Source organism: Mesorhizobium hunchu (assembly GCF_040081975.1).
Lineage (GTDB): Bacteria > Pseudomonadota > Alphaproteobacteria > Rhizobiales > Rhizobiaceae > Mesorhizobium > Mesorhizobium hunchu.
Genome location: NZ_JBEBMG010000002.1, coordinates 425929 through 448603, shown reverse-complemented (window position 1 = coordinate 448603; position 22675 = coordinate 425929). Strand labels below are relative to the sequence as shown.

Annotated in this window: 27 protein-coding genes and 1 riboswitch; of the genes, 4 read left to right on the top strand and 23 right to left on the bottom strand. The window is 65.4% G+C overall.

All coding sequences use genetic code 11. From position 1 onward, the window contains the following. Window positions 1-55 precede the first annotated feature (55 nt). From ABMA46_RS05680 to coxB, 6 genes are all read right to left on the bottom strand, one after another. Window positions 56-940: a cytochrome c oxidase subunit 3 gene (locus tag ABMA46_RS05680; protein ID WP_348998331.1), complete on the bottom strand. Its 885-nt coding sequence runs from the start codon at window positions 938-940 to the stop codon at window positions 56-58. A gap of 1 nt (window position 941) precedes the next feature. Beyond that, window positions 942-1568: a cytochrome c oxidase assembly protein gene (locus ABMA46_RS05675; RefSeq protein WP_348998330.1), complete on the bottom strand. Its 627-nt coding sequence runs from the start codon at window positions 1566-1568 to the stop codon at window positions 942-944. Window positions 1569-1575: 7 nt separating this feature from the next. Beyond that, complete coding sequence (locus tag ABMA46_RS05670) at window positions 1576-1740, bottom strand: hypothetical protein (protein WP_348998556.1); 165 nt, start codon at window positions 1738-1740, stop codon at window positions 1576-1578. Window positions 1741-1742: 2 nt separating this feature from the next. Next, window positions 1743-2690: a heme o synthase gene (locus tag ABMA46_RS05665; RefSeq protein ID WP_348998329.1), complete on the bottom strand. Its 948-nt coding sequence runs from the start codon at window positions 2688-2690 to the stop codon at window positions 1743-1745. Window positions 2691-2767: 77 nt separating this feature from the next. Then, complete coding sequence (gene ctaD / locus ABMA46_RS05660) at window positions 2768-4420, bottom strand: cytochrome c oxidase subunit I (protein ID WP_348998328.1); 1653 nt, start codon at window positions 4418-4420, stop codon at window positions 2768-2770. A 35-nt stretch (window positions 4421-4455) separates the two neighbouring features. Next, a complete protein-coding gene (gene coxB, locus ABMA46_RS05655) occupies window positions 4456-5331 on the bottom strand; it encodes a cytochrome c oxidase subunit II (RefSeq protein WP_348998327.1) in 876 nt (291 codons plus the stop codon). Window positions 5332-5666: 335 nt separating this feature from the next. On the opposite strand from coxB, the gene ABMA46_RS05650 reads away from it, so the two are divergent. Further along, the gene (locus ABMA46_RS05650) at window positions 5667-6191 is read left to right on the top strand and encodes an invasion associated locus B family protein (protein ID WP_425475693.1); all 525 of its coding nucleotides are present in this window, start codon (window positions 5667-5669) and stop codon (window positions 6189-6191) included. A 19-nt stretch (window positions 6192-6210) separates the two neighbouring features. Here ABMA46_RS05650 and ABMA46_RS05645 read toward each other — a convergent pair whose 3' ends face one another. Next, window positions 6211-6360, bottom strand: coding sequence for a hypothetical protein (locus ABMA46_RS05645; RefSeq protein WP_348998326.1), 150 nt, complete (start codon window positions 6358-6360; stop codon window positions 6211-6213). Between the two features lie 93 nt (window positions 6361-6453). Here ABMA46_RS05645 and tldD point away from each other — a divergent pair, with 93 nt between their 5' ends. Beyond that, window positions 6454-7869, top strand: coding sequence for a metalloprotease TldD (tldD, locus tag ABMA46_RS05640; RefSeq protein ID WP_425475692.1), 1416 nt, complete (start codon window positions 6454-6456; stop codon window positions 7867-7869). 192 nt (window positions 7870-8061) lie between these two features. Here the strand turns inward: tldD and ABMA46_RS05635 are convergent, their stop codons facing one another. From ABMA46_RS05635 to ABMA46_RS05590, 10 genes are all read right to left on the bottom strand, one after another. Continuing rightward, entirely contained in the window at window positions 8062-8589 is a 528-nt protein-coding gene (locus ABMA46_RS05635) for an RES family NAD+ phosphorylase (RefSeq protein ID WP_348998325.1), read from the bottom strand. Beyond that, window positions 8582-8968 carry an antitoxin Xre/MbcA/ParS toxin-binding domain-containing protein gene (locus ABMA46_RS05630; RefSeq protein WP_348998324.1) on the bottom strand — a complete coding sequence of 129 codons (387 nt, stop codon included), beginning with the start codon at window positions 8966-8968 and terminating at the stop codon, window positions 8582-8584. Before ABMA46_RS05630 ends, ABMA46_RS05635 begins: the two co-directional genes overlap by 8 nt. A gap of 517 nt (window positions 8969-9485) precedes the next feature. After that, window positions 9486-10733: a class I SAM-dependent RNA methyltransferase gene (locus ABMA46_RS05625; protein ID WP_348998323.1), complete on the bottom strand. Its 1248-nt coding sequence runs from the start codon at window positions 10731-10733 to the stop codon at window positions 9486-9488. Continuing rightward, window positions 10730-11494 (bottom strand): TlyA family RNA methyltransferase, encoded by a 765-nt coding sequence (locus ABMA46_RS05620; protein WP_348998322.1) that lies wholly within the window; start codon window positions 11492-11494, stop codon window positions 10730-10732. The genes ABMA46_RS05625 and ABMA46_RS05620 overlap by 4 nt, the downstream gene beginning before the upstream one ends. A gap of 280 nt (window positions 11495-11774) precedes the next feature. Then, on the bottom strand, window positions 11775-12035 hold the full coding sequence (locus ABMA46_RS05615) for a hypothetical protein (protein ID WP_348998321.1): 261 nt from the start codon (window positions 12033-12035) through the stop codon (window positions 11775-11777). A gap of 166 nt (window positions 12036-12201) precedes the next feature. Continuing rightward, window positions 12202-13119 carry a pirin family protein gene (locus ABMA46_RS05610; RefSeq protein ID WP_348998320.1) on the bottom strand — a complete coding sequence of 306 codons (918 nt, stop codon included), beginning with the start codon at window positions 13117-13119 and terminating at the stop codon, window positions 12202-12204. Between the two features lie 16 nt (window positions 13120-13135). Then, a complete protein-coding gene (locus ABMA46_RS05605) occupies window positions 13136-13528 on the bottom strand; it encodes a type II toxin-antitoxin system VapC family toxin (RefSeq protein ID WP_348998319.1) in 393 nt (130 codons plus the stop codon). Further along, on the bottom strand, window positions 13525-13782 hold the full coding sequence (locus ABMA46_RS05600) for a type II toxin-antitoxin system Phd/YefM family antitoxin (protein WP_348998318.1): 258 nt from the start codon (window positions 13780-13782) through the stop codon (window positions 13525-13527). Before ABMA46_RS05600 ends, ABMA46_RS05605 begins: the two co-directional genes overlap by 4 nt. A 75-nt stretch (window positions 13783-13857) precedes the next feature. Further along, the gene (locus ABMA46_RS05595) at window positions 13858-14127 is read right to left on the bottom strand and encodes an exodeoxyribonuclease VII small subunit (protein WP_348998317.1); all 270 of its coding nucleotides are present in this window, start codon (window positions 14125-14127) and stop codon (window positions 13858-13860) included. Window positions 14128-14130: 3 nt separating this feature from the next. Then, window positions 14131-15057, bottom strand: coding sequence for a histone deacetylase family protein (locus ABMA46_RS05590; protein ID WP_348998545.1), 927 nt, complete (start codon window positions 15055-15057; stop codon window positions 14131-14133). A 116-nt stretch (window positions 15058-15173) separates the two neighbouring features. Further along, window positions 15174-15355: riboswitch (cobalamin riboswitch) on the top strand. Between the two features lie 48 nt (window positions 15356-15403). Between ABMA46_RS05590 and bluB the strand changes: the two genes are divergently transcribed. Continuing rightward, on the top strand, window positions 15404-16129 hold the full coding sequence (gene bluB / locus ABMA46_RS05585; protein ID WP_348998316.1) for a 5,6-dimethylbenzimidazole synthase: 726 nt from the start codon (window positions 15404-15406) through the stop codon (window positions 16127-16129). A gap of 3 nt (window positions 16130-16132) precedes the next feature. Here bluB and ABMA46_RS05580 read toward each other — a convergent pair whose 3' ends face one another. The 3 genes from ABMA46_RS05580 to aroC all read right to left on the bottom strand — a co-directional run bounded on the left by ABMA46_RS05580 (window position 16133) and on the right by aroC (window position 19492). Next, entirely contained in the window at window positions 16133-17101 is a 969-nt protein-coding gene (locus ABMA46_RS05580) for a hypothetical protein (RefSeq protein ID WP_348998315.1), read from the bottom strand. Window positions 17102-17189: 88 nt separating this feature from the next. Continuing rightward, a complete protein-coding gene (ribB, locus tag ABMA46_RS05575; protein ID WP_348998314.1) occupies window positions 17190-18287 on the bottom strand; it encodes a 3,4-dihydroxy-2-butanone-4-phosphate synthase in 1098 nt (365 codons plus the stop codon). Between the two features lie 107 nt (window positions 18288-18394). Next, window positions 18395-19492, bottom strand: a complete 1098-nt coding sequence (gene aroC / locus ABMA46_RS05570) for a chorismate synthase (RefSeq protein WP_348998313.1) — start codon at window positions 19490-19492, stop codon at window positions 18395-18397. Window positions 19493-19707: 215 nt separating this feature from the next. Between aroC and ABMA46_RS05565 the strand changes: the two genes are divergently transcribed. Further along, on the top strand, window positions 19708-19971 hold the full coding sequence (locus tag ABMA46_RS05565) for a DUF1344 domain-containing protein (RefSeq protein ID WP_348998312.1): 264 nt from the start codon (window positions 19708-19710) through the stop codon (window positions 19969-19971). 142 nt (window positions 19972-20113) lie between these two features. Here the strand turns inward: ABMA46_RS05565 and ABMA46_RS05560 are convergent, their stop codons facing one another. From ABMA46_RS05560 to ABMA46_RS05550, 3 genes are all read right to left on the bottom strand, one after another. After that, window positions 20114-20701 carry a histidine phosphatase family protein gene (locus ABMA46_RS05560; protein ID WP_348998311.1) on the bottom strand — a complete coding sequence of 196 codons (588 nt, stop codon included), beginning with the start codon at window positions 20699-20701 and terminating at the stop codon, window positions 20114-20116. Window positions 20702-20741: 40 nt separating this feature from the next. Continuing rightward, the gene (fabI, locus tag ABMA46_RS05555; RefSeq protein WP_348998310.1) at window positions 20742-21560 is read right to left on the bottom strand and encodes an enoyl-ACP reductase FabI; all 819 of its coding nucleotides are present in this window, start codon (window positions 21558-21560) and stop codon (window positions 20742-20744) included. Window positions 21561-21677: 117 nt separating this feature from the next. Then, entirely contained in the window at window positions 21678-22622 is a 945-nt protein-coding gene (locus ABMA46_RS05550) for a DnaJ C-terminal domain-containing protein (protein ID WP_348998309.1), read from the bottom strand. Window positions 22623-22675 lie beyond the last annotated feature (53 nt).

Sequence of the window (22675 nt, the reverse complement as noted above, 5' to 3'; positions counted from 1 at the left end):
AGCAAAAAGGCGGCCGCATCCGCGCGGCCGCCTCCGAAACCCATGTCTTCGTCGCTCAGCCGGCGTGCTCGATGACGGCGCCTGCCGAAGCCCACACATAGATGCAGGCGAACAGGAACAGCCATACCACGTCGACGAAGTGCCAGTACCAGGCGGCCGCCTCGAAACCGAAATGCTGTTTCGGGGTGAAGTCGCCGCGGATGGCGCGGATCAGGCAGACGGCCAGGAAGATGGTGCCGATGATGACGTGGAAGCCGTGGAAGCCGGTCGCCATGAAGAAGGTCGCGCCATAGATGGAATCCTTGAAGCCGAACGGCGCGTGCATGTACTCGTATGCCTGCACGAAGGAGAACAGGATGCCGAGACCGACGGTCAGCACGAGGCCGTTGATAAGCCCCTTGCGGTCGCCGTGGATCAGCGAATGGTGCGCCCAGGTCACCGTCGTGCCGGACAGAAGCAGGATGATGGTGTTGTAGAGAGGCAGGTGGAAGGGATCGAGCACCTCCATGCCCTTCGGCGGCCACACCCCGCCGGTGAAGGCGGCGCGGGCGACCTGCGAAGCCTCGTTGGGAAACAGGCTGGCATCGAAGAAGGCCCAGAACCAGGCGACGAAGAACATCACCTCGGAGGCGATGAACATGATCATGCCGTAGCGCAGGTGAAGCGAGACCACGCGGGTATGATGACCCTCATGGGCTTCCTTGATGGTGTCCGACCACCAGGAGAACATCACGTAGAGCACGACCAGCAGGCCGACGAAGAACAGCCAGGGCGAAGCGATGTTGACGCCGAAGAGGTGGAATTCGTTGCCCTTCATGTACTGCATCCAGGCGACGCCGCCGATCGCCATGATCAGCGCGCCTATCGATGCCAGGAACGGCCAGGGGCTCGGACTGACGAGATGATAATCGTGATGCGGTTTCGCGTGTGCCTCGGCCATGTCAGCCCCCCAGTGTTCCTGCGGTATCGGTGGTTTTTCCGCTTCCTGCCTCCGGCGCGGCTGCGACCGGCTTGTTCCCCTCAACGGCGAACATCGTATAGGAGAGCGTGATGGTCTTGATGTTCTTCAGTTCCGGCGCATTGACGATGTCGGGATCGACATAGAAGATCACCGGCATGTCGGCCGTCTCGCCAGGCTGCAGCGTCTGGTCGGTGAAGCAGAAGCACTGGATCTTGTTGAAGTAGGCTCCGGCCAGGTCCGGCGCGACATTGAACGTGGCGCGGCCGGTGACCGGCTTGTCGGACAGGTTCACAGCCTTGTAGTGGGCTTGGCCCGTCGCGCCGATCTTGAGGGTGATGGAGCGCTTGACCGGCTGGAACTGCCAGGGGATATCGGCCGCGTTGGCGTCGAAACGGATGGTGATGTCGCGGTCCAGGACCTTGCCGGCATAGCTCTGTTCCGCGCGCCGCGTGGTGCCGCCGTAGCCGGTCGCCTGGCAGAACATCGAATAGAGCGGCACCGCCGCATAGGCCATGCCGATCATTCCCGCGAAGCAGGCGAAGCACGCCAGCGCGATGACGCGGTTGGAATTGCCGCCGCGGGGTGTGTTGTTTTCGGGTGCCGTCATCGTGCCCTCACATCGACCGCTCGAAAACGGCAGGGGCGAATTTCACGATCGTCGCCAGGTAGAAGATGATGACGAGCGCACCGAGCGCCAGCCCGATGGCGATCGACCGGTTGCGGCGCGCCTTCTTCTGCCGCTCCGTCAGCGTGACCAGCTCCAGCTTGTCGTCGGCCATCGTCATGCTCCACCCGCGGCAGCCAGCATCCGCTCGACCACGCTGTCGGCCAGATAGACCGCGAAGATGGCAAAGAGATAAAGCAGGGAATAGCCGAACAGCGCCTTGGCCGGCCGCATGACGCGATCGCTGTCGGGCATACGAAGCACCTTCCAGGCATACCAGACAAAGCCGGCGCCGAGCAGCGCCGCCGCAATCCCGTAGGCGATGCTGGCGTAGCCCAGCAGCCAGGGCGCGACGCCGACGGGCGCCAGCAGCAGCGCATAGGCGAAGATCTGCCGGCGCGTCGAGGCCTCGCCCGCCACGTTAGGCAGCATCGGGATGCCGGCCCGCTCGTAATCCTGGCTCTTGAACAGGGCCAGCGCCCAGAAATGCGGCGGCGTCCACAGGAAGATGATGAGGAAGAGGATGACGCTTTCCAGGCTGACCGAGCCGGTTACGGCGGCCCAGCCGATCACCGGCGGGATGGCGCCTGCGGCACCGCCGATGACGATGTTCTGCGGCGTCCAGCGCTTCAGCCACATCGTGTAGATGACGGCGTAGAAGAAGATGGTGAAGGCGAGCAGCGCCGCCGAGAGCCAGTTGACCAGCACGCCCAGCGTCATCACCGACAGGGCCGAAAGCACGAGGCCGAAGCTCAGCGCCTCGCCGGGCGTGACGCGGCCGGACGGCACGGGGCGGCTCGCGGTGCGCGTCATCACGGCGTCGATGTCGGCGTCGTACCACATGTTGAGCGCGCCGGACGCGCCGGCGCCGATGGCGATGGCCAGAATGGCGATCACCGCGATGGCCGGATTGATGGGAGTGGGCGCGGCGACCAGACCGACGAACGCGGTGAAGACCACGAGCGACATGACGCGCGGCTTCAGGAGGGCGAAGAAATCGCCCGCGGTCGCTTCCGACATGCGGAAGCCCGTCTCCTCCATCCGGGTTTCGTCAACAAGGGCCATGCGTACTCAAAATCCGCTTCTTCCGTCTGGCCGAAACCGCCGGGTGCCGGCGGTTCCGTCTGGCATCGAAATGCCGCTTACTTGATCTTCGGCAGTTCTTCCCACTGGTGGAAGGGCGGCGGCGAAGGCAGCTGCCATTCCAGGGTCGTCGCGCCTTCACCCCAGGGGTTGGCACCGGCGATGCGCTTCTTCTGGAAGGCCTCGAAGACGCCGAACAGGAAGATCAGAACACCGAAGCCGGAGATGTAGGAACCGATGGAGGAAATATGGTTCCAGGCCGCGAAGGCGTCGGGATAGTCGATATAGCGGCGCGGCATCCCCGACAGGCCGAGGAAATGCTGCGGGAAGAACACCAGGTTCACGCCGATGAACGTCACCCAGAAATGGGTGCGGGCGATCAGCGGCGAATACATGTAGCCGCTCATCTTCGGGAACCAGTAGTACCAGCCGGCGAAGATGGCGAACACCGAACCCAGCGACATCACGTAGTGGAAGTGCGCCACCACGTAATAGGTGTCGTGGACGGCGCGGTCGAAGCCGGCATTGGCAAGCTGCACGCCGGTGACGCCGCCGACGGTGAACAGGAAGATGAAGGCGATCGCCCACAGCATCGGCGTGCGCAGCGAGATGGAGCCGCCCCACATCGTCGCGATCCACGAGAAGATCTTCACGCCCGTCGGCACCGCGATGACCATGGTGGCGAAGACGAAATAGCGCTGCGCGTCGAGCGACAGGCCGGTGGTGAACATGTGGTGCGCCCACACGACGAAGCCGACGCCGCCGATCGCGACCATGGCGTAGGCCATGCCGAGATAGCCGAACACCGGCTTCTTCGAGAAAGTCGAGACGATATGGCTGATGATGCCGAAGCCCGGCAGGATCAGGATGTAGACTTCCGGATGGGCGAAGAACCAGAACAGGTGCTGGAACAGGATCGGGTCACCACCGTTTTCGGGGACGAAGAAGGCGGTGCCGAAATTGCGGTCGGTCAACAGCATGGTGATGCCGCCCGCGAGGACCGGCAGCGACAGAAGCAGCAGGAACGCCGTGACCAGCACGGACCAGGCGAACAGCGGCATCTTGTGCAGCGTCATGCCCGGCGCGCGCATGTTGAAGATGGTGGTGATGAAGTTGATCGCGCCCAGGATCGAGGACGCGCCGGCGATGTGAAGCGCCAGGATGGCCAGATCCATGGCCGGTCCGGGCTGACCGCTGGTGGAAAGCGGCGGATAGATGGTCCAGCCGCCGCCCACGCCGTAGGCGCCGGGCGCGCTCGGCACGAACATGGAGATGATGAGCAGCAGCAGCGCCGGCGGCAGCAGCCAGAACGAGATGTTGTTCATGCGCGGGAAGGCCATGTCCGGCGCGCCGATCATGATCGGCACCATCCAGTTGGCGAAGCCGCCGATCAGCGCCGGCATGACCATGAAGAAGATCATGATCAGGCCGTGGGCGGAGGTGAAGGCGTTGTACATGCTCTTGCCGCCGTCCACGGCGGCGGCCGGATCCATGCCGTAGACCATCTGCGCCAGGCCCGTGAAGATCTGGATGCCCGGCTCGGCCAGTTCCATGCGCATCATGACCGACAGGAAGCCGCCGATGCAGCCGGCGATGATCGCGAAGATCAGGTAGAGCGTGCCGATGTCTTTGTGGTTGGTCGAGTAGACCCAGCGGACCCAGCCACGGGGCCTGTGGTCGTGATGATCATCGTGCGCTGCAGCGTGAGCCATCTTCCGCTCCGTTCCCTATCTTGCGTGCCGCGGCATCAATTGCCGGCGGCGGCTACCTTGTTGGTTCCGTCGACCTCGGCCATCAGCGCCTTGTTGGCGCCGTCGAGGTCGGCCTTGGCCGCGGTCAGCCAGGTCTTGTACTGGTCGTCCGACACGACCCGGATGGCGATCGGCATGAACGCGTGATCCTTGCCGCACAGTTCGGAGCACTGGCCGTAGTACAGGCCTTCCTTCTCGGGCTTGAACCAGACCTCGTTGATGCGCCCGGGCACGGCGTCGGTCTTGACGCCGAAGGCCGGCATGGCGAAGGCGTGGATGACGTCGGTGGCGGTCACCAGCACGCGCGTCAGCTTGTTGACCGGAACGACCAGCTCGTGATCGACGGTGAGCAGGCGCGGATAGACCGCCATGTCCTGCTTGCCGGCGGCGGCACGGTCCCCGTCGTCCAGGATGGCGGAATTGTAGGAGAGCGGATCGTCGACCTGGTATTCATAGTCCCAGTTCCACTGGTTCGCCGTCGCCTTGACGGTCAGCGTGGGATCCTCGGTCGGCGTGTATTGGGCCGTGAGCAACTGGAAGGACGGAACGGCGATGAACAAAAGCACGATCACCGGCCCGACGGTCCAGATCACCTCGATCAGCGTGTTGTGGCTGGTGCGCGACGGGGTCGGATTGACGCTCTCGCGGAACTTGATGATGCAATAGGCCAGCAGTGCAAGGACCAGAAGCGTGATCGGCCCGATGAACCAGAGCGTGTAGTGCTCGAACCACGTCATCTGGCGCATGATGTCGGTGGCCGCAGGCTGGAAATTCATTTCCCAGGGCTTCGGCTGCGCAGCCTCGGCCGCGCCGCTCGTCAGCAATGCGGCGACGGCGCCGGCGCCTGCAAAAAACTTTTTCTTCGCGCTCATCATCTCCCCCGCGACACGGCCGCAAGTACAAGGACCGGCGGAACGGGAATCCCCGACCGTCCGGTTCTGGTTCAAACCATACTCTTTTTCCCGTCGCAAGAAAGGAGCGGCCGAATCCGTGCGGCATTTTTGCGCGCAAAGCATGGCAAGGCTCGCCATGCGGATCGGCCAACCCGGGCCGGAGGCGGGCGGCGCCCCGCTTTTGCGGCCGATTCGGCCATTTCGCGAGAAGAATTCCGCATTGCGGCCTTATTCGGGCGCGATTGAGCGGCTCGCCGTGCTTTTCTGGAACCTGTACGCGGCTTAAAGTGTGGTGATTCGGCAACGGAGCCTCCATGACCCATCGGTTTTCGAGCATCCTGGTCAAGGTTTTCTTCCTGGCCGCCCTTGCGGCGATGTGCGGGTTCACGGCTGCACAGGCGGCACAGCCCAGCGGAACCGTGAAGTCCAAGCACGGCGCCTGGTCGATCATTTGCGACACGCCTGCCGGGGCGAGTTCCGAACAGTGCGTCATGATGCAGAACGTCGTGGCCGAGGACCGGCCGGAAATGGGGCTGTCGGTGGTCGTGCTGCGCACCGCCGACAACAAGGCCGAGATCCTGCGCGTGCTGGCGCCGCTCGGCGTGCTGCTGCCCAACGGCCTCGGCCTCAACGTCGACGGCAAGGACATCGGCCGCGCCTATTTCGTGCGCTGTTTCCAGGACGGCTGCTACGCCGAGGTCATCCTCGAAAAGCCGCTGCTGGATACGCTCAAGACCGGCAAGTCGGCGACCTTCATCGTCTTCCAGACGCCGGAGGAAGGCATCGGCATCCCGGTCGATCTCAGCGGCTTCGCCGACGGCTTCGCCGCCCTGCCCTGACGCCGCCGGCCGGACCCGCCTATCGCATAGCCAGATAGACGGCGATGCCGCCGGCCATGCCGATGCCTATGCCGGCGATCGCATATTGGACACCGAAAACGGAGCCGGCCGCGAGCCCGACCGCCGCGCCGACGCCTATCCACCAGTGACCCTTCAAGCCTTCCATCACGCCGAAGTGGTTTCATCCGTTGTTTTGCCGGGTGCAAAGCGGCCCGTGCGACGCCTATATAGGGCCGACTAGCGAAACATGGAGCCTCTGGCCTTGCGTTCTCCCCTGACCGACCAGTTCGACATTTCCGACGAGCGCATCAAGCGGATCGTGTCCGACGCCGTCTCGGGCGCGGACGACGGCGAGCTTTTCCTGGAATACCGGGAAAGCGAAGCGCTGATGTTCGACAACGGCCGGCTCAAGACCGCCAACTTCAACACCGACCAGGGTTTCGGACTGCGGGTCGTCGCCGGCGAGGCCAGCGGCTACGCGCATTCGAGCGAATTGTCCGAGGCGGCGCTCCTGCGCGCGGCGGGCGCGGTCTCGACCGTCAAGGACGGCTATTCCGGGACGCTGGCCGCGGCCCCTCCCGGCACCAACCGCCATCTCTACGGCGACGAGAACCCGATCCCCTCCCCCGCTTTCGAGGCCAAGGCGAAGCTGCTCCAGGAGATCGACGCCTTCCTGCGCGACGCCGATCCGCGCGTGCGGCAGGTCACCGCCTCGCTCGCCTCGTCGTGGCAGCATGTCGAGATCATGCGCGCCGACGGGCAGGTCGTGCGCGACATCCGCCCGCTGGTCAGGATCAACATCGCCGTGGTGGTGGGCGACGGTGACCGGCAGGAGAGCGGCTCCTACGGGATGGGCGGGCGCACCGGCTTCGGCGAGTTCCTGGCCGACCACAGCTGGCAGTTCGCCGCCAAGGAGGCGCTCAGGCAGGCGCTCGTCAATTTGGAGGCCGTGCCGGCGCCGGCCGGCACGTTCGATATCGTGCTGTCCTCCGGCTGGCCGGGCGTAATGCTGCACGAAGCCGTCGGCCACGGGCTGGAAGGCGATTTCAACCGCAAGAAGACCTCGGCCTTCGCCGGGCTGATGGGCCAGCAGGTGGCGGCGAAGGGCGTGACAGTCGTTGACGACGGCACCATCGCCGAGCGCCGTGGCTCACTGACGGTGGACGACGAGGGCACGCCGACCAACCGCACCGTGCTGATCGAGGACGGCAGACTGGTCGGCTATATGCAGGATCGCCAGAACGCGCGGCTGATGGGCATGAACGCGACCGGCAACGGGCGGCGCGAATCCTACGCCCACCAGCCGATGCCGCGCATGACCAACACCTACATGACCGCCGGCGAGCACACGCCCGAGGAGATCATCGCCTCGGTGAAGAAGGGCATCTACGCCGTGTCGTTCGGCGGCGGACAGGTGGACATCACGAGTGGAAAGTTCGTGTTCGGCTGCACCGAGGCTTACATGATCGAGGACGGCAAGGTGACCCAGCCGATCAAGGGCGCCATGCTGATCGGCAACGGCCCGGACGCCATGCACCGCGTTTCGATGGTCGGCAACGACATGGAGCTCGACACCGGCATCGGCATGTGCGGCAAGGCCGGCCAGGGCGTGCCGGTCGGCGTCGGCCAGCCGCATCTGAGGATGAACCAGATGACGGTCGGCGGCACGCAGGTTTGAGCCGTATAGACAAGTGGCAATCGCAGACGCTTACCCGGGGCCGTCATTCCGGGGCCGCAGCGGAACCCGGAATCCAGTCCGCCGGCCTTCCTCATAAGGCACGACGCCGGATTTACCCGTCGAAACCTAGCTTACCAGCGCTCCGCTCTGGATTCCGGGCTCCGCTACGCGGCCCCGGAATGACGTGCAGCATCACACCCAAGACGCCTGCGTCTTCGGCAGGCGATGGTCCGGATCGACGACGGTCAGCCTCAGCGCGCCGGGCGCATTCCAGCGCCAGAGCGCCACACAGGTGCCGCCGGGCGACATGAAGGACGGGTAGATCACGCCGTCGGCGCCCTCGCCCATGAGGCGCTTGCGCAGGCGGTGGGTCTCAGGAACCTTGCCCCTGTCCATCGCATCCCGCCACTCGCAGGCATGGATGGACGGATCGATGCGGCGCGCGTCGAGTTCCGCGGGGTCCGTCAGATCGACCAGTCTGGCCGCGTCGAGCCGAAGCTGCGCGATCAGCGCGGGGTGTTGGACGAAGCCCTGATTGTATTCCGCCCAGGCCGTCGACAATTCGCGCGCGGCGTAGATCGTCGGCTGGCCGACCGGGTTCCAGCGCCCGCCGAAGCGCGCCGCCCCTTCGCCGGACAAGGGCATATAGGCCCAGCGCGGCACAAAGGCGCGCCAAAGCGTGTGCGAGGATGGCGGCGGCTGTCCGGCCGGATCAGGCATAGACGCCGGAACGCACGGCCTCCAGATAGGCGAGCACCTTGTCGGCCTTGCCCTCGCCGACGAGATCATAGGCGGTCTTGCCGGCCCAGCCGGGGATCGGCTGGTGCTTGAACCAGATGGCGGCGCGCTGCTCGCCGCCGGCCATCTCGCCGGCCATGGCGAGGATGCGCACCACCGGGCTCAGCGCCGCGTCGGCCTTTCTCGCCCCGGATTTGCGTGCGCCCGCTTGGGCGGCCAGCGTGTTGCGGGCGACGCCGATCAGCGCCGCAAGCTCCGACAGGGTGACGCCGAGCAATTCGGCCACCCGCCGCGCCGACAGGAAAGGAACCTTGTCGTCGCCGAAGCGGATTGCCGGGCTTTCGAGGAGCGCAGTGGTCATCGCACTCTCCTTACAATATTTGACATCATGACGTCAAAATAGGCGCAAAATTCGCCAGTTTCAAGGGTAAGATCGGGGGCATCGTCCCGTACCGTCCTGCTTCGCAAGCCACCTTTCCCTTGCCCGGCAGAGCCGCATATGGCGTCGCACCCCCGCCTCCCGCCCCTCCCCGCAAGGAGATGCGCTGGAATGCGTCGGCGACGGGGCACCGCACCCCCACTCCTAGCCCCTCCCCACAAGAGGGTGGGGGACGTTCTCGCCACTGTGGGCGCAAACCGGCCGCCGTTTGGCGCGATCGGCGGACGATGGATTCCCCTCCCCCTTGCGGGGAGGGGCTAGGGGTGGGGGTATCGTGCCGGAAATTCCATATGCGATTATTCTTCCCCATCCCGAGAGGAGCGCAGGCCGGATCGCCCGGCGTTTTCCCATCGAGCGGCGGGGAGGTGGCCGCCCAGCGACCGGGTGGATCGGCCGATCGCCGGCAGCCGGGCTTGGGCCGTGAAGGATCGGACGGTTCTCACCGCCGCTTGCGCGGCTTCTCCAGCAGGGCAACCGCCTCGACATGCGGCGACCACAGGAACTGGTCGATCGGCGTGACGCTTACCAGGCGATAGCCGCCCTCCAGCAGAATCGACAAGTCCCGTGCGAGCGTCACCGGGTTGCAGGACACCGCGGCGACGAAGGGCACGTCCGAGCGCGCGATCTGCCGGGACTGGTCCTCGGCGCCGGCGCGCGGCGGGTCGAAGACGAGGCCGTCGAAGGCGTTCAGTTCCTTGAAGGTGAGCGGGCGGCGGAACAGGTCGCGCTTTTCCGTCGTCACCCGCTTCAGCCCCTTGGCGAAGCGAAAGCCGCGATCGAGTGCCGCCAGGGCAGCAGAATCGCTTTCAACGGCCTGGATTTCCGAGCGCGCCGCCAGCCTCAATGCAAAACTGCCGCAGCCCGAGAAAAGGTCGGCGACGCGCTTCGCCTTGCGCAGATGATCGCCGACCAGCGCCGCCATCGCCCGCTCGGCGGCCTCGGTGGCTTGAAGGAAGACGCCCGGCGGAATCGCCACGGGGACGTCGCCAAAGGTCACGACAGGCTTTCTCGGCTCGACCACGATCTCGCCGCCGTCCACCGACAGCCGCGCCAGCCCTTCGCGAATGGCGAAATCGGCAGCCATGCGGCGGCGCTCGTCGGAAAGCCTGCCACCACCCATGGCGGCCACGTCGAGACCGGAAGCCGTGAGGGTCACCGACAGATGGAAGGGCGCGGCGGTCGCGCAGACCCGCTCGGCCAGAACCCGCAGCATCGGAAAGGCGGCGACGATCTCCGGCCGCAGGATCGGGCATTCCACGATCGGCACGATTTCCGGGGACAAATGCCGGTTGAAGCCGAACACCATGCCGGCTTCGGTGCGCCGCACGGCGAAGGTGGCGCGCCGCCGCGCGCCGGCGGCGCAGGGAACCAGCGGGCCGACTTCCGCCTCGATGCGTTTGGAGCGTAGCGCTTGCACGACGCGCTCACGCTTCCACTCGCGATAGGCCTCCGCCTCGAAGTGCTGCAAGGCGCAGCCCCCGCATTCGGTGAAATGGCGGCAGGCCGGCGCGACGCGCTGCGGCGACGGCGCAAGCACAGCCAGCAGGTCGGCGCGGTCCCTGAGGCGCGCGGCGGTGACCTCCTCTCCCGGAAGCGTATAGGGGATGAACACGTCGCCGCCGTCAGCGCGGGCGACGCCGTCGCCCTGTGCGCCGAGGCGGTCGATGGTGAAGCGCGTATCGGTCAACGGTCCTTCACCCCACCCAGCAGGAATTCGCGATTGCCGTCGCCGCCTTCGATCGGCGAGGGGCACAAACCGAGCGAGCGCCAGCCCGGCTGCGTCTCCAGCCAGACGGCGAGTTCTCTGGCGATGCGTTCGGCCTCGGCCGGATCTTTCAGCAGCCCGCCCTTGCCGATCGCCGCGCGGCCGGCCTCGAATTGCGGCTTGACCAGAAGGATGGCAACGGCACCGGCCTTGGCCAGTTCCAGCGCCGGCGGCAGCGCCAATTTCAGGGAAATGAAACTGACGTCGGAGACGACGAAATCGGGAGCGACGCCGCCAAGATCGTCCGCGGTCAGGTCACGGGCGTTCAACCCCTCGATCGAGGCGATGCGCGGGTCGGCCGCGACGGAGGCCGCCATCTGGCCGTGACCGACATCGATGGCGGTGACGCGAGCGGCACCCCGCTCCAGCAGAACCTGGGTAAAGCCGCCGGTCGAAGCGCCGATATCGAGCGCGTGGCAACCGGCCGGATCGAGGACGAAATGATCGAGACCGGCGATCAGCTTCAGCGCCGCGCGCGAGACATAGCGCTGCGCTGGGTCCTGCACCGAAATGACGCTGGCCTGCTGAACCGCCTGCCCCGGCTTGCGCGCCGGCGCGCCGTCGACCCTGACGGCGCCGCGCTCGACGGCGTCGCGCGCCCGCGAGCGGCTGGAAAGCAGGCCGCGCTGGACAAGCGCTTCGTCGAGCCGCTGGCGCTGGCTGGCTGGCTGGTTGGACGTCATGACCTTCCATGACGAAAGCCGCACCGAATGACAAGCGCGGACAGCGCCGGCGGCAGGCCAGGGCAATCGCATATGGCGCTACACCCCCACCCCTAACCCCTCCCCACAAGGGGGAGGGGGACGCCGCCGCCGTCTTTGCGTCCGAAATTGCCAAGGTTGCTATGTCGTGGCGCTGCCGCAAGAGTCCCCCCTCCCCCTTGTGGGGAGGGGTTAGGGGTGGGGGTGTGCGGCGGCCGGAATGGGGGGACATTCCATATGCAATTGCCCTGGGCGGCACGCCTCAGGAACGCGGCGGGCCGGCCGGCTCGACAACGGAAGGCGATGTGACTTCACCACCTTCAGGGGCTGGCGCGACGAGCGCATCCTGGACCACCACGAACCGCGGTTTCTGCTTGTAGGAAAAACCGCCGCGGATATCGCCGATCTTGCTTGCCACGATTTCCAAGGCCGCCTGCTCGAGCTTGCGGTCGTAGCGCACGCCCGCGACAGCCGGCGCGGTCGCGACCGCAAGGGCGATCGAGGTTGGAAGGATGGTTTTCATTTTTAGCTCCCTGCCTGCCACACGGCATAGCAGGAAGGACTGAACAGAGCGCCAACCGGAAAGGTAAGCGAAAGCGCAAAAGTCAGCGTAAACAGACTGTTAGCGCAGTGTGATCGACAATCGATTCAGGATGGCCGCTGGCAACGGCCGGCTGGAGCCCCGCGCGCTATCCAGGCAGCGGAATGAATTCTTCCTCGTCGCCAGGGACGATGTCGAAACGGCCGGTCTTCCATTCCTCCTTGGCCTGTTCGATCCGTTCCTTCGAGGAAGAGACGAAGTTCCACCAGATATAGCGCTTCGACCCGAGAGTCGCACCGCCGAACAGCATGAAATGCGCGCCGGAAGCGGACGACACGACGATCTCGTCGCCCGGCTTGAACACGAGCAGCCGATCGGCCGGGAAAGCGTCGCCGGCGATGACCACGTCTCCGGACAGCGTATAGATCGCGCGCTCCTCGGCGTCGGCCGGTATCTTCACACTGGCGCCGGGATCGAGCCGGATATCGGCATAAAGCGTGTCCGAATAGGCGCTGACCGGCGATTTCAACCCGTCGAAGGCACCGATGACGACGCGGCCGCACACGCCGTCGGCATCGAATTCGGGAAGGCTCGCGGCGCTGGTGTTCTCGAACACCGGCGCCATCTCTTCCCTGGCGTCGGGCAGGGCCAGCCAGGTCTGCAGGCCGGAAACCGACATCGGTTCGCCGCGCAGTTCCTCCGGCGTGCGCTCGGAATGGACGATGCCGCGCCCGGCCGTCATCAGGTTTACGTCACCCGGCGCGATCACCATCTCGGTGCCGAGCGAATCGCGGTGGCGGATCTTGCCGTCGAACAGATAGGTGACGGTGGAAAGCCCGATATGCGGATGCGGCCGCACGTCCAGCGCCTGCCCGGCGCGCAGGATGGCCGGCCCCATGCGGTCGAAGAAGATGAACGGCCCGACCAGCCGGCGCTTAGCCGTCGGCAGGGCGCGGCGCACCTGGAAGCCGTCGATATCCCTGGCGTTGGGGATGACCATCAGTTCGAGGGCGTCGCAGGCGAAGGCGTCGCCTATGTCGGGATCGTTTCCGGGAAAGAAGCTCATCGACCAGTTCCCTTCTTCAGGACCATGTCAGGATGCCGACATCATAACGCGACAGGTGGCGGTCATATGTCACGAACTGCATATTCTCGATGATCGCCTGCGCCAGCATGAGCCTGTCGAAAGGATCGCCGTGCAGCGGCGGCAGCCGCTCCACGAAAGCCGCATGGGCAGGAAGGATATTCAGCAGCGAATATCCTGCGTTGCCAAAATGGCCAATCGCCTCATGCCCGGAGAAAGGCGGGCTATCAGCCCGTCTCAGCCGGTGCTTTATCGAGATTTCCCAGATCGAAATGACCGAAACCACCGCAACGGTTTCGGTGCTGTCGATTAATTCCATCAGGCGCGCCGGAATTCGCCGTGGCTCGGTCAGCGTCCATATCGCCACGTGTGTGTCGAGAAGAAGCTTCACTCTTTCTCGTTCTCGCCGAGGAACATCGCCTCTATCTCGGCATCCATAGACTGAAAGGCATCGAAGTCCATTGGCGGATACTTGCCCGCCAGCAGGCCAAGCCGAAGCTTCTTCTTCGCCGGACCAATCGGCACCAGCCGCGCCGCCGGCTTGCCGTTGCGCGCGATGATGATCTCTTCCTCGGAGCCGTTTTCCACCGCCTCCACCAGCTTGGAAAGCGAGGTTTTGGCTTCGAGCATGTTGACCGTGGTCATGACGGCCCCCTTAGCCAAGTCTGGCTAAGTATAAGCCGCCGGGTTCCTCTATTCAAGCGGTGACGCCGGAGCCGGTCACTCCCCGTCAAGCGGCTCCGTGCCCACCGGCTTGCCGTCGCGCGACAGGCGGATCTTCTCGACCTTGTCCTCGGCAGCTTTCAGCAGGCGGTCGCAATGCGCCTTCAGCGCCTCGCCGCGTTCATAGATCCTGATCGACTGATCGAGCGGCACGTCGCCGCGCTCCAGGTCGTCGACGATCTTCTCCAGCGCGTCGAGCGCCTGCTCGAAGCTCATCGCCCTTACGTCCTCGTTGGTCTTGACGTCGTCGTTCGCTTCAGCGGTCATCGGTCATCCTTTCATCAGCCGGCCGACATGGGCGGCGGTCGAGAAGGCCAGCCCCTGCAGGTCGTAGCCGCCTTCGAGCAGGCTGACCAGACGGCCGGCGCTGTGGGTGGAGGCCTTTTCCATCAGTTGTCCGGTCGCCCAATCGAAATCCTCTTCGGTCAAATCGATCTCGGCCAGCGGATCGCGGTGGTGGGCGTCGAAGCCGGCCGAGATGATGACCAGGTCGGGGCGGAAGGCGTCGATGGAGGGCAGGACGCGCGACAGGAGGGCGTCGCGAAAGGTGTCACTGCCGGTGCGCGGCGCCAGCGGCGCGTTGACGATGTTGCCGGCACCTGTCTCGTTCTTCGCGCCGGTGCCGGGATAGAGCGGCATCTGGTGCGTCGAGCAATAGAGCACCGTGGGGTCGTCCCAGAAGATATCCTGCGTGCCGTTGCCGTGATGGACGTCCCAGTCGACGATGGCGACGCGTTCGGCGCCGTGCTTCTTCTGCGCGTGGCGGGCGGCGACCGCGGCGTTGTTGAACAGGCAGAACCCCATCGCCGTCGTCTTTTCGGCGTGATGGCCCGGCGGGCGCGAGGCGACGAAGACGTTGTCGGCGCGGCCCTCGAACACGTCGTCCACCGCCGCATTGGCGGCGCCGATCGCGGTCAGCGCCGCCTGCCAGCTTTTCGGCGTGGCGACCGTGTCGGCATCGATCTGCGTCATGCCTTCCGAAGGGACGGCGGCGCGGACGCGATCGAGATGCTCCTGCGGATGCGCATAAAGGATGGTCGCTTCGTCTCCCATCGGCGCCTCGACCCGGTCGAGCGCGGCGAACGCCTCGTCATCCAGCACGCGCTGGATAGCGCGCAGCCGGTCGGGCCGCTCGGGGTGTCCGGCGGGTGTCAGGTGTTCGAGGTAGATCGGATGGGTATAGAGGCGGGTGACCATGCGCCTAACATAGAGCGCGACACGCCGTTTCGCCACGCAAGCGCTGAATTCGGCTGGGGAAAGTCGCCCGGGACGCCCGATACCACTTCTCCGCTAGGCAGACAGGGGATCGTGGGCTAGTTTCGGTCCCGCCAGGTGCCCGCCGCGAAGCGGGAGAATCGGGAACGCGGTGCAAATCCGCGGCGTGCCCAACGCTGTGAGGGGGACCGCATCGGCAAATGCCACTGCCTGAGGGCGGGAAGGCGCCGAATGTGGGACGAACCCGAGCCAGAAGACCGGCCAGGCAAGACGGTCGCCCCGCAAGGCCGGGCGGAGCGACCTGTTTTCGATCGCAAGGGGATACGCGATGGATGCCGGCGCTCATCATCTGGACGACAACGCTTTCGACGAGGACGCCCGTGCGGCCGTCTATCGGGCCATCTTCACGCGCCGCGACATCCGCTCGGATTTCGTGGCAGCACCGATCGACGACAGTACGCTGGCGCGGCTGATCCGTGCCGCGCACCACGCGCCTTCGGTCGGCTTCATGCAGCCGTGGAATTTCATCGTCATCCGCGACAGGCGACGACGCGAGAAGGTGCGCGACATCTTCCTCCAGGCCCGCATCGAGGAAGAATGCAATGTCGCCGAGGACCGCCGGGCGCTCTACCGGAACCTGCGGCTCGAAGGCATCTGCGAAAGCGCGCTGAACCTGTGCATCACCTGCGATCGCGAGCGCGCCAGGGACTCACCGCTCGGCCGCTGGCACAATCCCGAGATGGACCTCTTCAGCACCGTCTGCGCGGTTCAGAACTTCTGGCTGGCGGCGCGCGCCGAAGGCATCGGCGTGGGCTGGGTCAGCATCCTCGACAAGGGCGCCCTCAAAGCCTTGCTCGGCATTCCCGAGCATGTCGTGCCGGTCGCCTATCTGTGCGTCGGCCGGGTCTCCGGTTTCGCGACGACGCCGGAGCTGCAACGGCGGAGGTGGCGCGAACGACTGCCTCTCGCCGAACTGGTGATGGGCGAACGCTATGGCGCATCCGGCGACGCCGGGCTGACCAAGGCGATCGCCGACCTGCCGGCACAGGAGTGACGCTCAGGCCGGGCGGGCGGCAGCTTCTCCAAAAGAACCGAATGCCTTGTCCTTCAGTTCGCGAAACTGGCGCGAGACCTCGGAGAGCCTGGCGTCCCACTCAGGATCGGGCGCCTGCCCTTCGATCGCCTTGAAATAGACCTGCATCAGCGAAGCAATGGCGAACGGCTCGACAAAGGCGGCCTTCAGCGCCCAGGCGAAGACGATGGCCAGCACGAAGCTCCAGCCGCCAAGTTCGCCGGGCATGAGGTAGACGACGGCGCCGGCCGGCGCCAGCATGACGAGGAAGATGGCGAAGGTGACGCCCCACAGGATCAGCGCCAGCCACGCCGCGTTCTTGACCATCTTCGCGCCGTTCTGGGCATAGAGCACCACACCCTGCCGCGCGGTCTCGAAAGGAGAGGACGATCCGACGCGGATATTGTAGCCCAGGATGATCTCGTCGATGTAGGTGAGCGCTATGCGGATCACCGTGTTGATGAGGCCGACAAGGCCGTTCAGGCCGGGGATCGGCAGGAAGGCGGCAATGCCGCCGACAAGGCCGGTGACGACGCGGACCGCGCCTTTCACCAGTTGATCGACCACAAACAGGATGCCGGCTTCGCCGAAGCGCCCGGCAACGACCTCACGCGCGTAGGCGAGCTGACCCTGACCGCCCGGCACGGACCGGCCATCGAGCAGATGAACCATCACCGCGATATGCCCGGCCTTCAGCAGATAGAGAATGAATTCGCGGATCCAGTAGACAACAAGAGAGACCAATACAAAACCGGCGACGCCGCCATAGAAGGCTCCGGCTTCCGGCCCGCCATTGGCGAAAGCCTGCCCCACGCCCCAGCCGATGCCCGCACCGGTTCCGGTCGCTGCGATATAGGCCAGCGTGATGCCGAAATAGACGATCATCCTGAACAGGATGAACGGCCACGTCCTTATCATGATCGACACCGAGCGGCCGATCGAGAAATCCCACATCGTCCTCCCCCCGGTTGAGACGATGCCGCAGGATCGACCATGCCGGCCGTTTCGTCAACGGCGCGGCGGGCGCGATCATCTATTTCCGCTAGAGAATCTCGGTACTGGCGATGTGGATGCCGAAGCCTTCCAGGCCGACATAATGGCGCTCGCGCGAGGCGATCAGCCGGATCGAAGAGATGCCGAGATCCTTGAGGATCTGCGCGCCGAGGCCGATCTCGCGCCATTCGCTCTCGCGGCGGCGGGCCTCTTCATGGTCCTCGCCGCCGGCGGCCGGGCGATTGCGGTCCTGATGCGCGACGCCGACCGAGCCCTCGCGCAGATAGACGATGACGCCGCGCCGCTCCTCGCCCATCGCCTTCATGATCGCGTCGAGCCGATGGCTGGTGCCGAACACGTCGCGCACCACATCCTCGGAGTGGAGCCGCACCGGCACGTCGTGGCCGTCGCGGATATCGCCGAAGACGACAGCCAGATGGTGCATCACGTCCCAGGGCAGCATGTAGGTGTAGACCTTGGCCGTCCCTCCGGGGGTCTCGATGTCGGAGCAGGCGACACGCTGCACCAGCGTCTCCTGGCGCTGCCGGTAGGCGATCAGATCGGCGACGGAGACCTGCTTCAGCCCGTGCTTCTCGGCGAAGGCCGAGACCTCGGGGCCGCGCTTGACGGTGCCGTCGTCGTTGACCAGTTCGGAGATGACCCCGACCGGCGGCAGGCCGGCCAGCTTGCACAGGTCCACCGCCGCCTCGGTATGGCCCGAGCGCATCAGCACTCCGCCTTCGCGCGCGATCAGCGGGAAGATGTGGCCCGGCCGGACGAAATCGTTCGCGCCGACATTGCCGTTGGCGAGGTTGCGCACGGTCAGCGTGCGGTCGTCGGCGGAGATGCCGGTGGTGGTGCCGTGCTTGAAGTCGACGGAAACCGTGAAGGCCGTGGTGTGGGCGGAATCGTTGTCCGCCACCATCGGCGCGAGGTTGAGCCGCCTGGCTTCCTCCTTGGGCATCGGCGTGCAGACGATGCCGGAGGTGTTGCGCACGATGAAGGCCATCTTCTCGGGCGTGCAATGCACCGCAGCGACGATCAGGTCGCCCTCGTTCTCGCGGCCGTCGTCGTCCATGACGACGACAATCTCGCCGCGCTCGAAGGCGCGGATGGCCTCGACGGTCTTTTTCTGGTCGTAGGGCATGGGGCTCGCTTCGCTCGTAAGACAATAAGAGTTTAGGGCAATAAGGCAGTAGGGCAGGGAAAGCGCACTGGCAACATATTGCCCTACTGCCTTATTGCCTTACTGCCCTATCTCCCCGTCTGTCCCCGGTGCCGCAGATAATGATCCGCGATGGCGCAGGCGACCATCGCCTCGCCGATCGGCACGGCGCGGATGCCGACGCAGGGATCGTGGCGACCCTTGGTCCTGATCTCCACATCGTTGCCGTCCTTGTCGATGGAGCGGCGCGGCGTAAGAATAGACGAGGTGGGCTTGACGGCGAAGCGCGCCACGACCGGCTGGCCGGTGGAAATGCCGCCGAGAATGCCGCCGGCGTTGTTGGACAGGAAGACAGGCTTGCCGTCGTTGCCCATGCGCATCTCGTCGGCGTTCTCTTCGCCGGTGATGCGGGCGGCCGCGAAGCCGTTGCCGATCTCGACGCCCTTGACTGCATTGATCGACATCAGGCCGGATGCGATGTCCTGATCGAGCTTGGCGTAGATCGGCGCGCCGAGACCCGCCGGCACGCCTTCCGCGACGATCTCGATCACCGCGCCGACCGAGGAACCCGCCTTGCGGATGGCGTCGAGATACTCGGAGAACACCGGCACGGAGGCCGGGTCCGGCGTGAAGAACGGATTTTCGGGATCGTCGATAAAATTCCAGTTCCAGTTGGCGCGGTCGATGTCCTTTTCGCCCATCGAAACCAGCGCGCCGCGCACGGTCAGGCCCGGCACGACCTTGCGCGCCAGCGCACCGGCGGCGACCCGCGCCGCCGTCTCGCGCGCGGAGGAACGGCCGCCGCCACGATAGTCGCGCAGGCCGTATTTCACCTCATAGGCATAGTCGGCATGGCCCGGCCGGTACTGGCGGGCGATCTCGCCATAATCCTTGGAACGCTGGTCGACATTCTCGATCAGCATGGAGACGGGCGTGCCGGTCGTCACGAGGGTCGCGCCGTCGTCGTCCGGCAGCACGCCGGACAGGATCCTCACCTCGTCGGGCTCGCGCCGCTGGGTGACGAAGCGCGACTGGCCCGGCCGGCGGCGGTCGAGCTCGGCCTGGATGTCGGCGAGCGTGAAGCGGATGCCCGGCGGGCAGCCGTCCACCACGCAGCCGAGCGCCGGGCCGTGGCTTTCGCCCCAGGTCGTGACGCGGAACAGATGACCGAAAGTATTGTGAGACATGCGTCGAACCAGCCCTGCGCCGGAAGCGCCTCCGGCTACCGGCGCCTTCTATTGTCGTTTCGAGCGGCGGTCAAATTGGCAGGCGGCCTGCAATCACCTGTGATGTCGCCAGTTTTACTTTTGACACATTGGATTGCTTTCTGCTGTCCTGCGCCCGTCAAACAAACGAGTTGGCCCGCTGCGGGGAACGGCGGCATCTGAAAAAAGGACAATCCATGCGTATCCTGTTCGGCGTCACCACCATCGCCACCATGCTTTTCGCCGGCACAGCGCTTGCCGGACAGACCGAGGGTCTCATCAAGAAGATCGACAAGGATACGATGACGATGACGCTGGACGACGGCAAGGCCTACAAGCTCAACGCCGAGATGGACGTCGATTCGCTGAAGCCCGGCATGGATGTCGTGATCGCCTATGACGTGACCGACGGGCAGAACATCGTCACCGACATGGAACTGCCGGATTCCGACGGGAACTAAAACATGTCTCCCGAAAGCGGGAAACCGGCTTCGGGACAAAGACATGCGCAAAAACAAGAACCTAGAGCGCGCCGAGCGAATCTGAAAGATAGCTGCGCGCTTTGGACATCCGGCGCAGGCGCACCGCGCCTGAACGCCCCGCTCAGAGCCAGGCCAGTTGCCCGTCCTGGAGCTTGAGCACCCGATCCTGCGGCGTCTCCACATTGGCCGCCGCGATGCCGTCCAACCCGCCGAAAATATGGAAGAGCGAGCGGATGACGCCGCCATGCGTGACGCAGACGGTCGGTTTGGCGATTTCCGCGAAGAAGGGCCGCACGCGCTCGCACAGCAGTTCGTAGCCCTCGGCGTCCTTGCCGGGAGGCACGAAATTCCATTTGTCTTCCTCGCGGCCGCGCGTGCAGCCGGGATTGCGCGCCTCCAGCTCGGCGAAGGTGTAGCCTTGCCAGTCGCCGAAATTCATTTCCATCAGCCGCGCGTCGGTGCGGTAGGCCTTCGGATCGAGCCCCATTGCCGAGCGTATCAGTTCCATCGTGGTGCGGGTGCGGATGAGCGGGCTGGCGACGAAATCGAACGCCGCCGGATCGGATATCAGTTCGGCCAGATGCCGGCCGTTGGCGCTCGCCTGGCGCCGCCCCTCTTCAGTGATGGGAATGTCGGCCTGCCCCTGGAGTCGGTAGTCGACATTCCACTGGGTCTGGCCGTGGCGGACGATATAGACAAGCGGAGACATGGCGCTGAAGCGTCTTTCGAAGGGAGCCGTGCGGGAACCGTCAGTCCTTAATGACGGAGATGTCGGGCGCGTCCACCGCCTTCATGCCGACGACGTGATAGCCGGAATCGACGTGATGGACCTCGCCGGTGACGCCGCGCGACAGGTCGGATAGGAAATACAGCCCCGAATCGCCGACTTCCTCGGGCGTCACGGTGCGCTTGAGCGGCGCGTTGTATTCATTCCACTTGAGGATATAGCGGAAATCGCCGATGCCGGAGGCCGCCAGCGTCTTGATCGGGCCGGCCGAGATGGCGTTGACGCGGATGCCCTTGCCGCCGAGATCGACGGCGAGATAGCGCACGCTGGCCTCGAGCGCGGCCTTGGCGACGCCCATGACGTTGTAGTGCGGCATCACTTTCTCGGCGCCGTAATAGGTCAGCGTCAGCAGCGAGCCGCCTTCGCTCATCAGCGGCTCGGCGCGCTTGGCGATGGTGGTGAAGGAAAACACTGAGATATCCATGGTGCGCAGGAAATTGTCGCGCGTGGTCTCGACGTAGCGGCCGGTCAGCTCGTCCTTGTCGGAGAAGGCGATGGCGTGGACGAGGAAATCGAGCTTGCCGAATTTCGCGGCCACGTTCTCGAAAACGGCGTCGAGGCTTTCCGGATCGGTCACGTCGCAATGGCCGGCAATATGGGCGCCGAGCTCGGCGGCCAGCGGCTCGACGCGCTTCCTGAACGCCTCGCCCTGATAGGTCAGCGCGATCTCCGCGCCGTGGTCGACGCAGGCCTTGGCGATGCCGTAGGCAATCGAACGGTTGTTGGCCACGCCGAGGATCAGGCCACGCTTGCCGGCCATCAGGCCCTGTCCACCCACCATGTGAGCGTTCTCCGCAATATCTTGATGCTTTTGCAGTGCCTATCGCACAGGCACAGAAAGCCTTCAAGCTTCAAACGATTGAAGAACGGGCATGGTCTTGCCTCAGGCCGGGTCTTCTCAGGCCTTGGCGCGCAACAGGGCTTCGAGTTCGGCGTCGCCCTGTTCGGGCAGCATCAGCCGCACATGCGCATAGAGGTCGCCGTGGCCGCCGTCCTTGAGCGGCAGGCCGCGCCCCTTGACGCGCAGCACCTTGTCGGAGCTCGACCAGGCGGGCACGTTGAGCGCGATCCGCCCCGTCGGCGTGTCGACAGCGACCTTCGCGCCGATCACGCCCTCCTTCAGCGGCACCGGCAGGTCGACATGCAGGTCGCGCCCTTCGACGCGGTAATAGGAATGCCGGCGCAGGCGGATGCGGACCAAAGCATCTCCAGGTTGGCCACCCAGAGGCGACGCCTCGCCCTGCCCCTTCAGGCGGATGGTCTGGCCGTCCTCGACATAGGCCGGCAGCTTGACGGCGATCCTGCGGCCGCCGGGAAGCTGCGCGGTCACCTTCGGCGCGCTCGCCATGTCCTCGACGGTGATGTCGAGCGTCACGTTGACGTCGGAGCCGCCGGGCGCAGCTTGACGGCGCGTACCGGCACCGGCGTGCTGCTGCGAAAAGGCATCGCCGAAAATCTGGCTGAAAATGTCGCCGGCGCCGCCGCCGAACGGATCGCCGCCCTGACCACCCGCCGGGCCACCGGAGCGAAACTCGAAATGCGCGCCGCCCGGGCCGCCCTGCCGGCGCCGGAAGCCGGCGAAAGGATCGCCGCCCGCGCTCTCGAAGCCCTGGAAACGCTGTTTTCCCTCGGCGTCGATCTCGCCGCGGTCGAAGGCCGCGCGGGTCTTCTCGTCGCCGACGATCTCATAGGCCTGGTTGACGGACGCGAAGCGGTCCTTCGCCTTGGGGTCATCCGGATTCTGGTCCGGATGATACTTCTTGGCGAGCTTGCGGTAGGCCGATTTGATGTCCTTGGCCGAGGCGTTCCTGGCAACGCCCAGCACCTCATAGGGGTCGCGCATAAAGTCCTGCCTGCAAGAGGAAAGTTACGGGTCGGCCTTTATATGCGATCGCG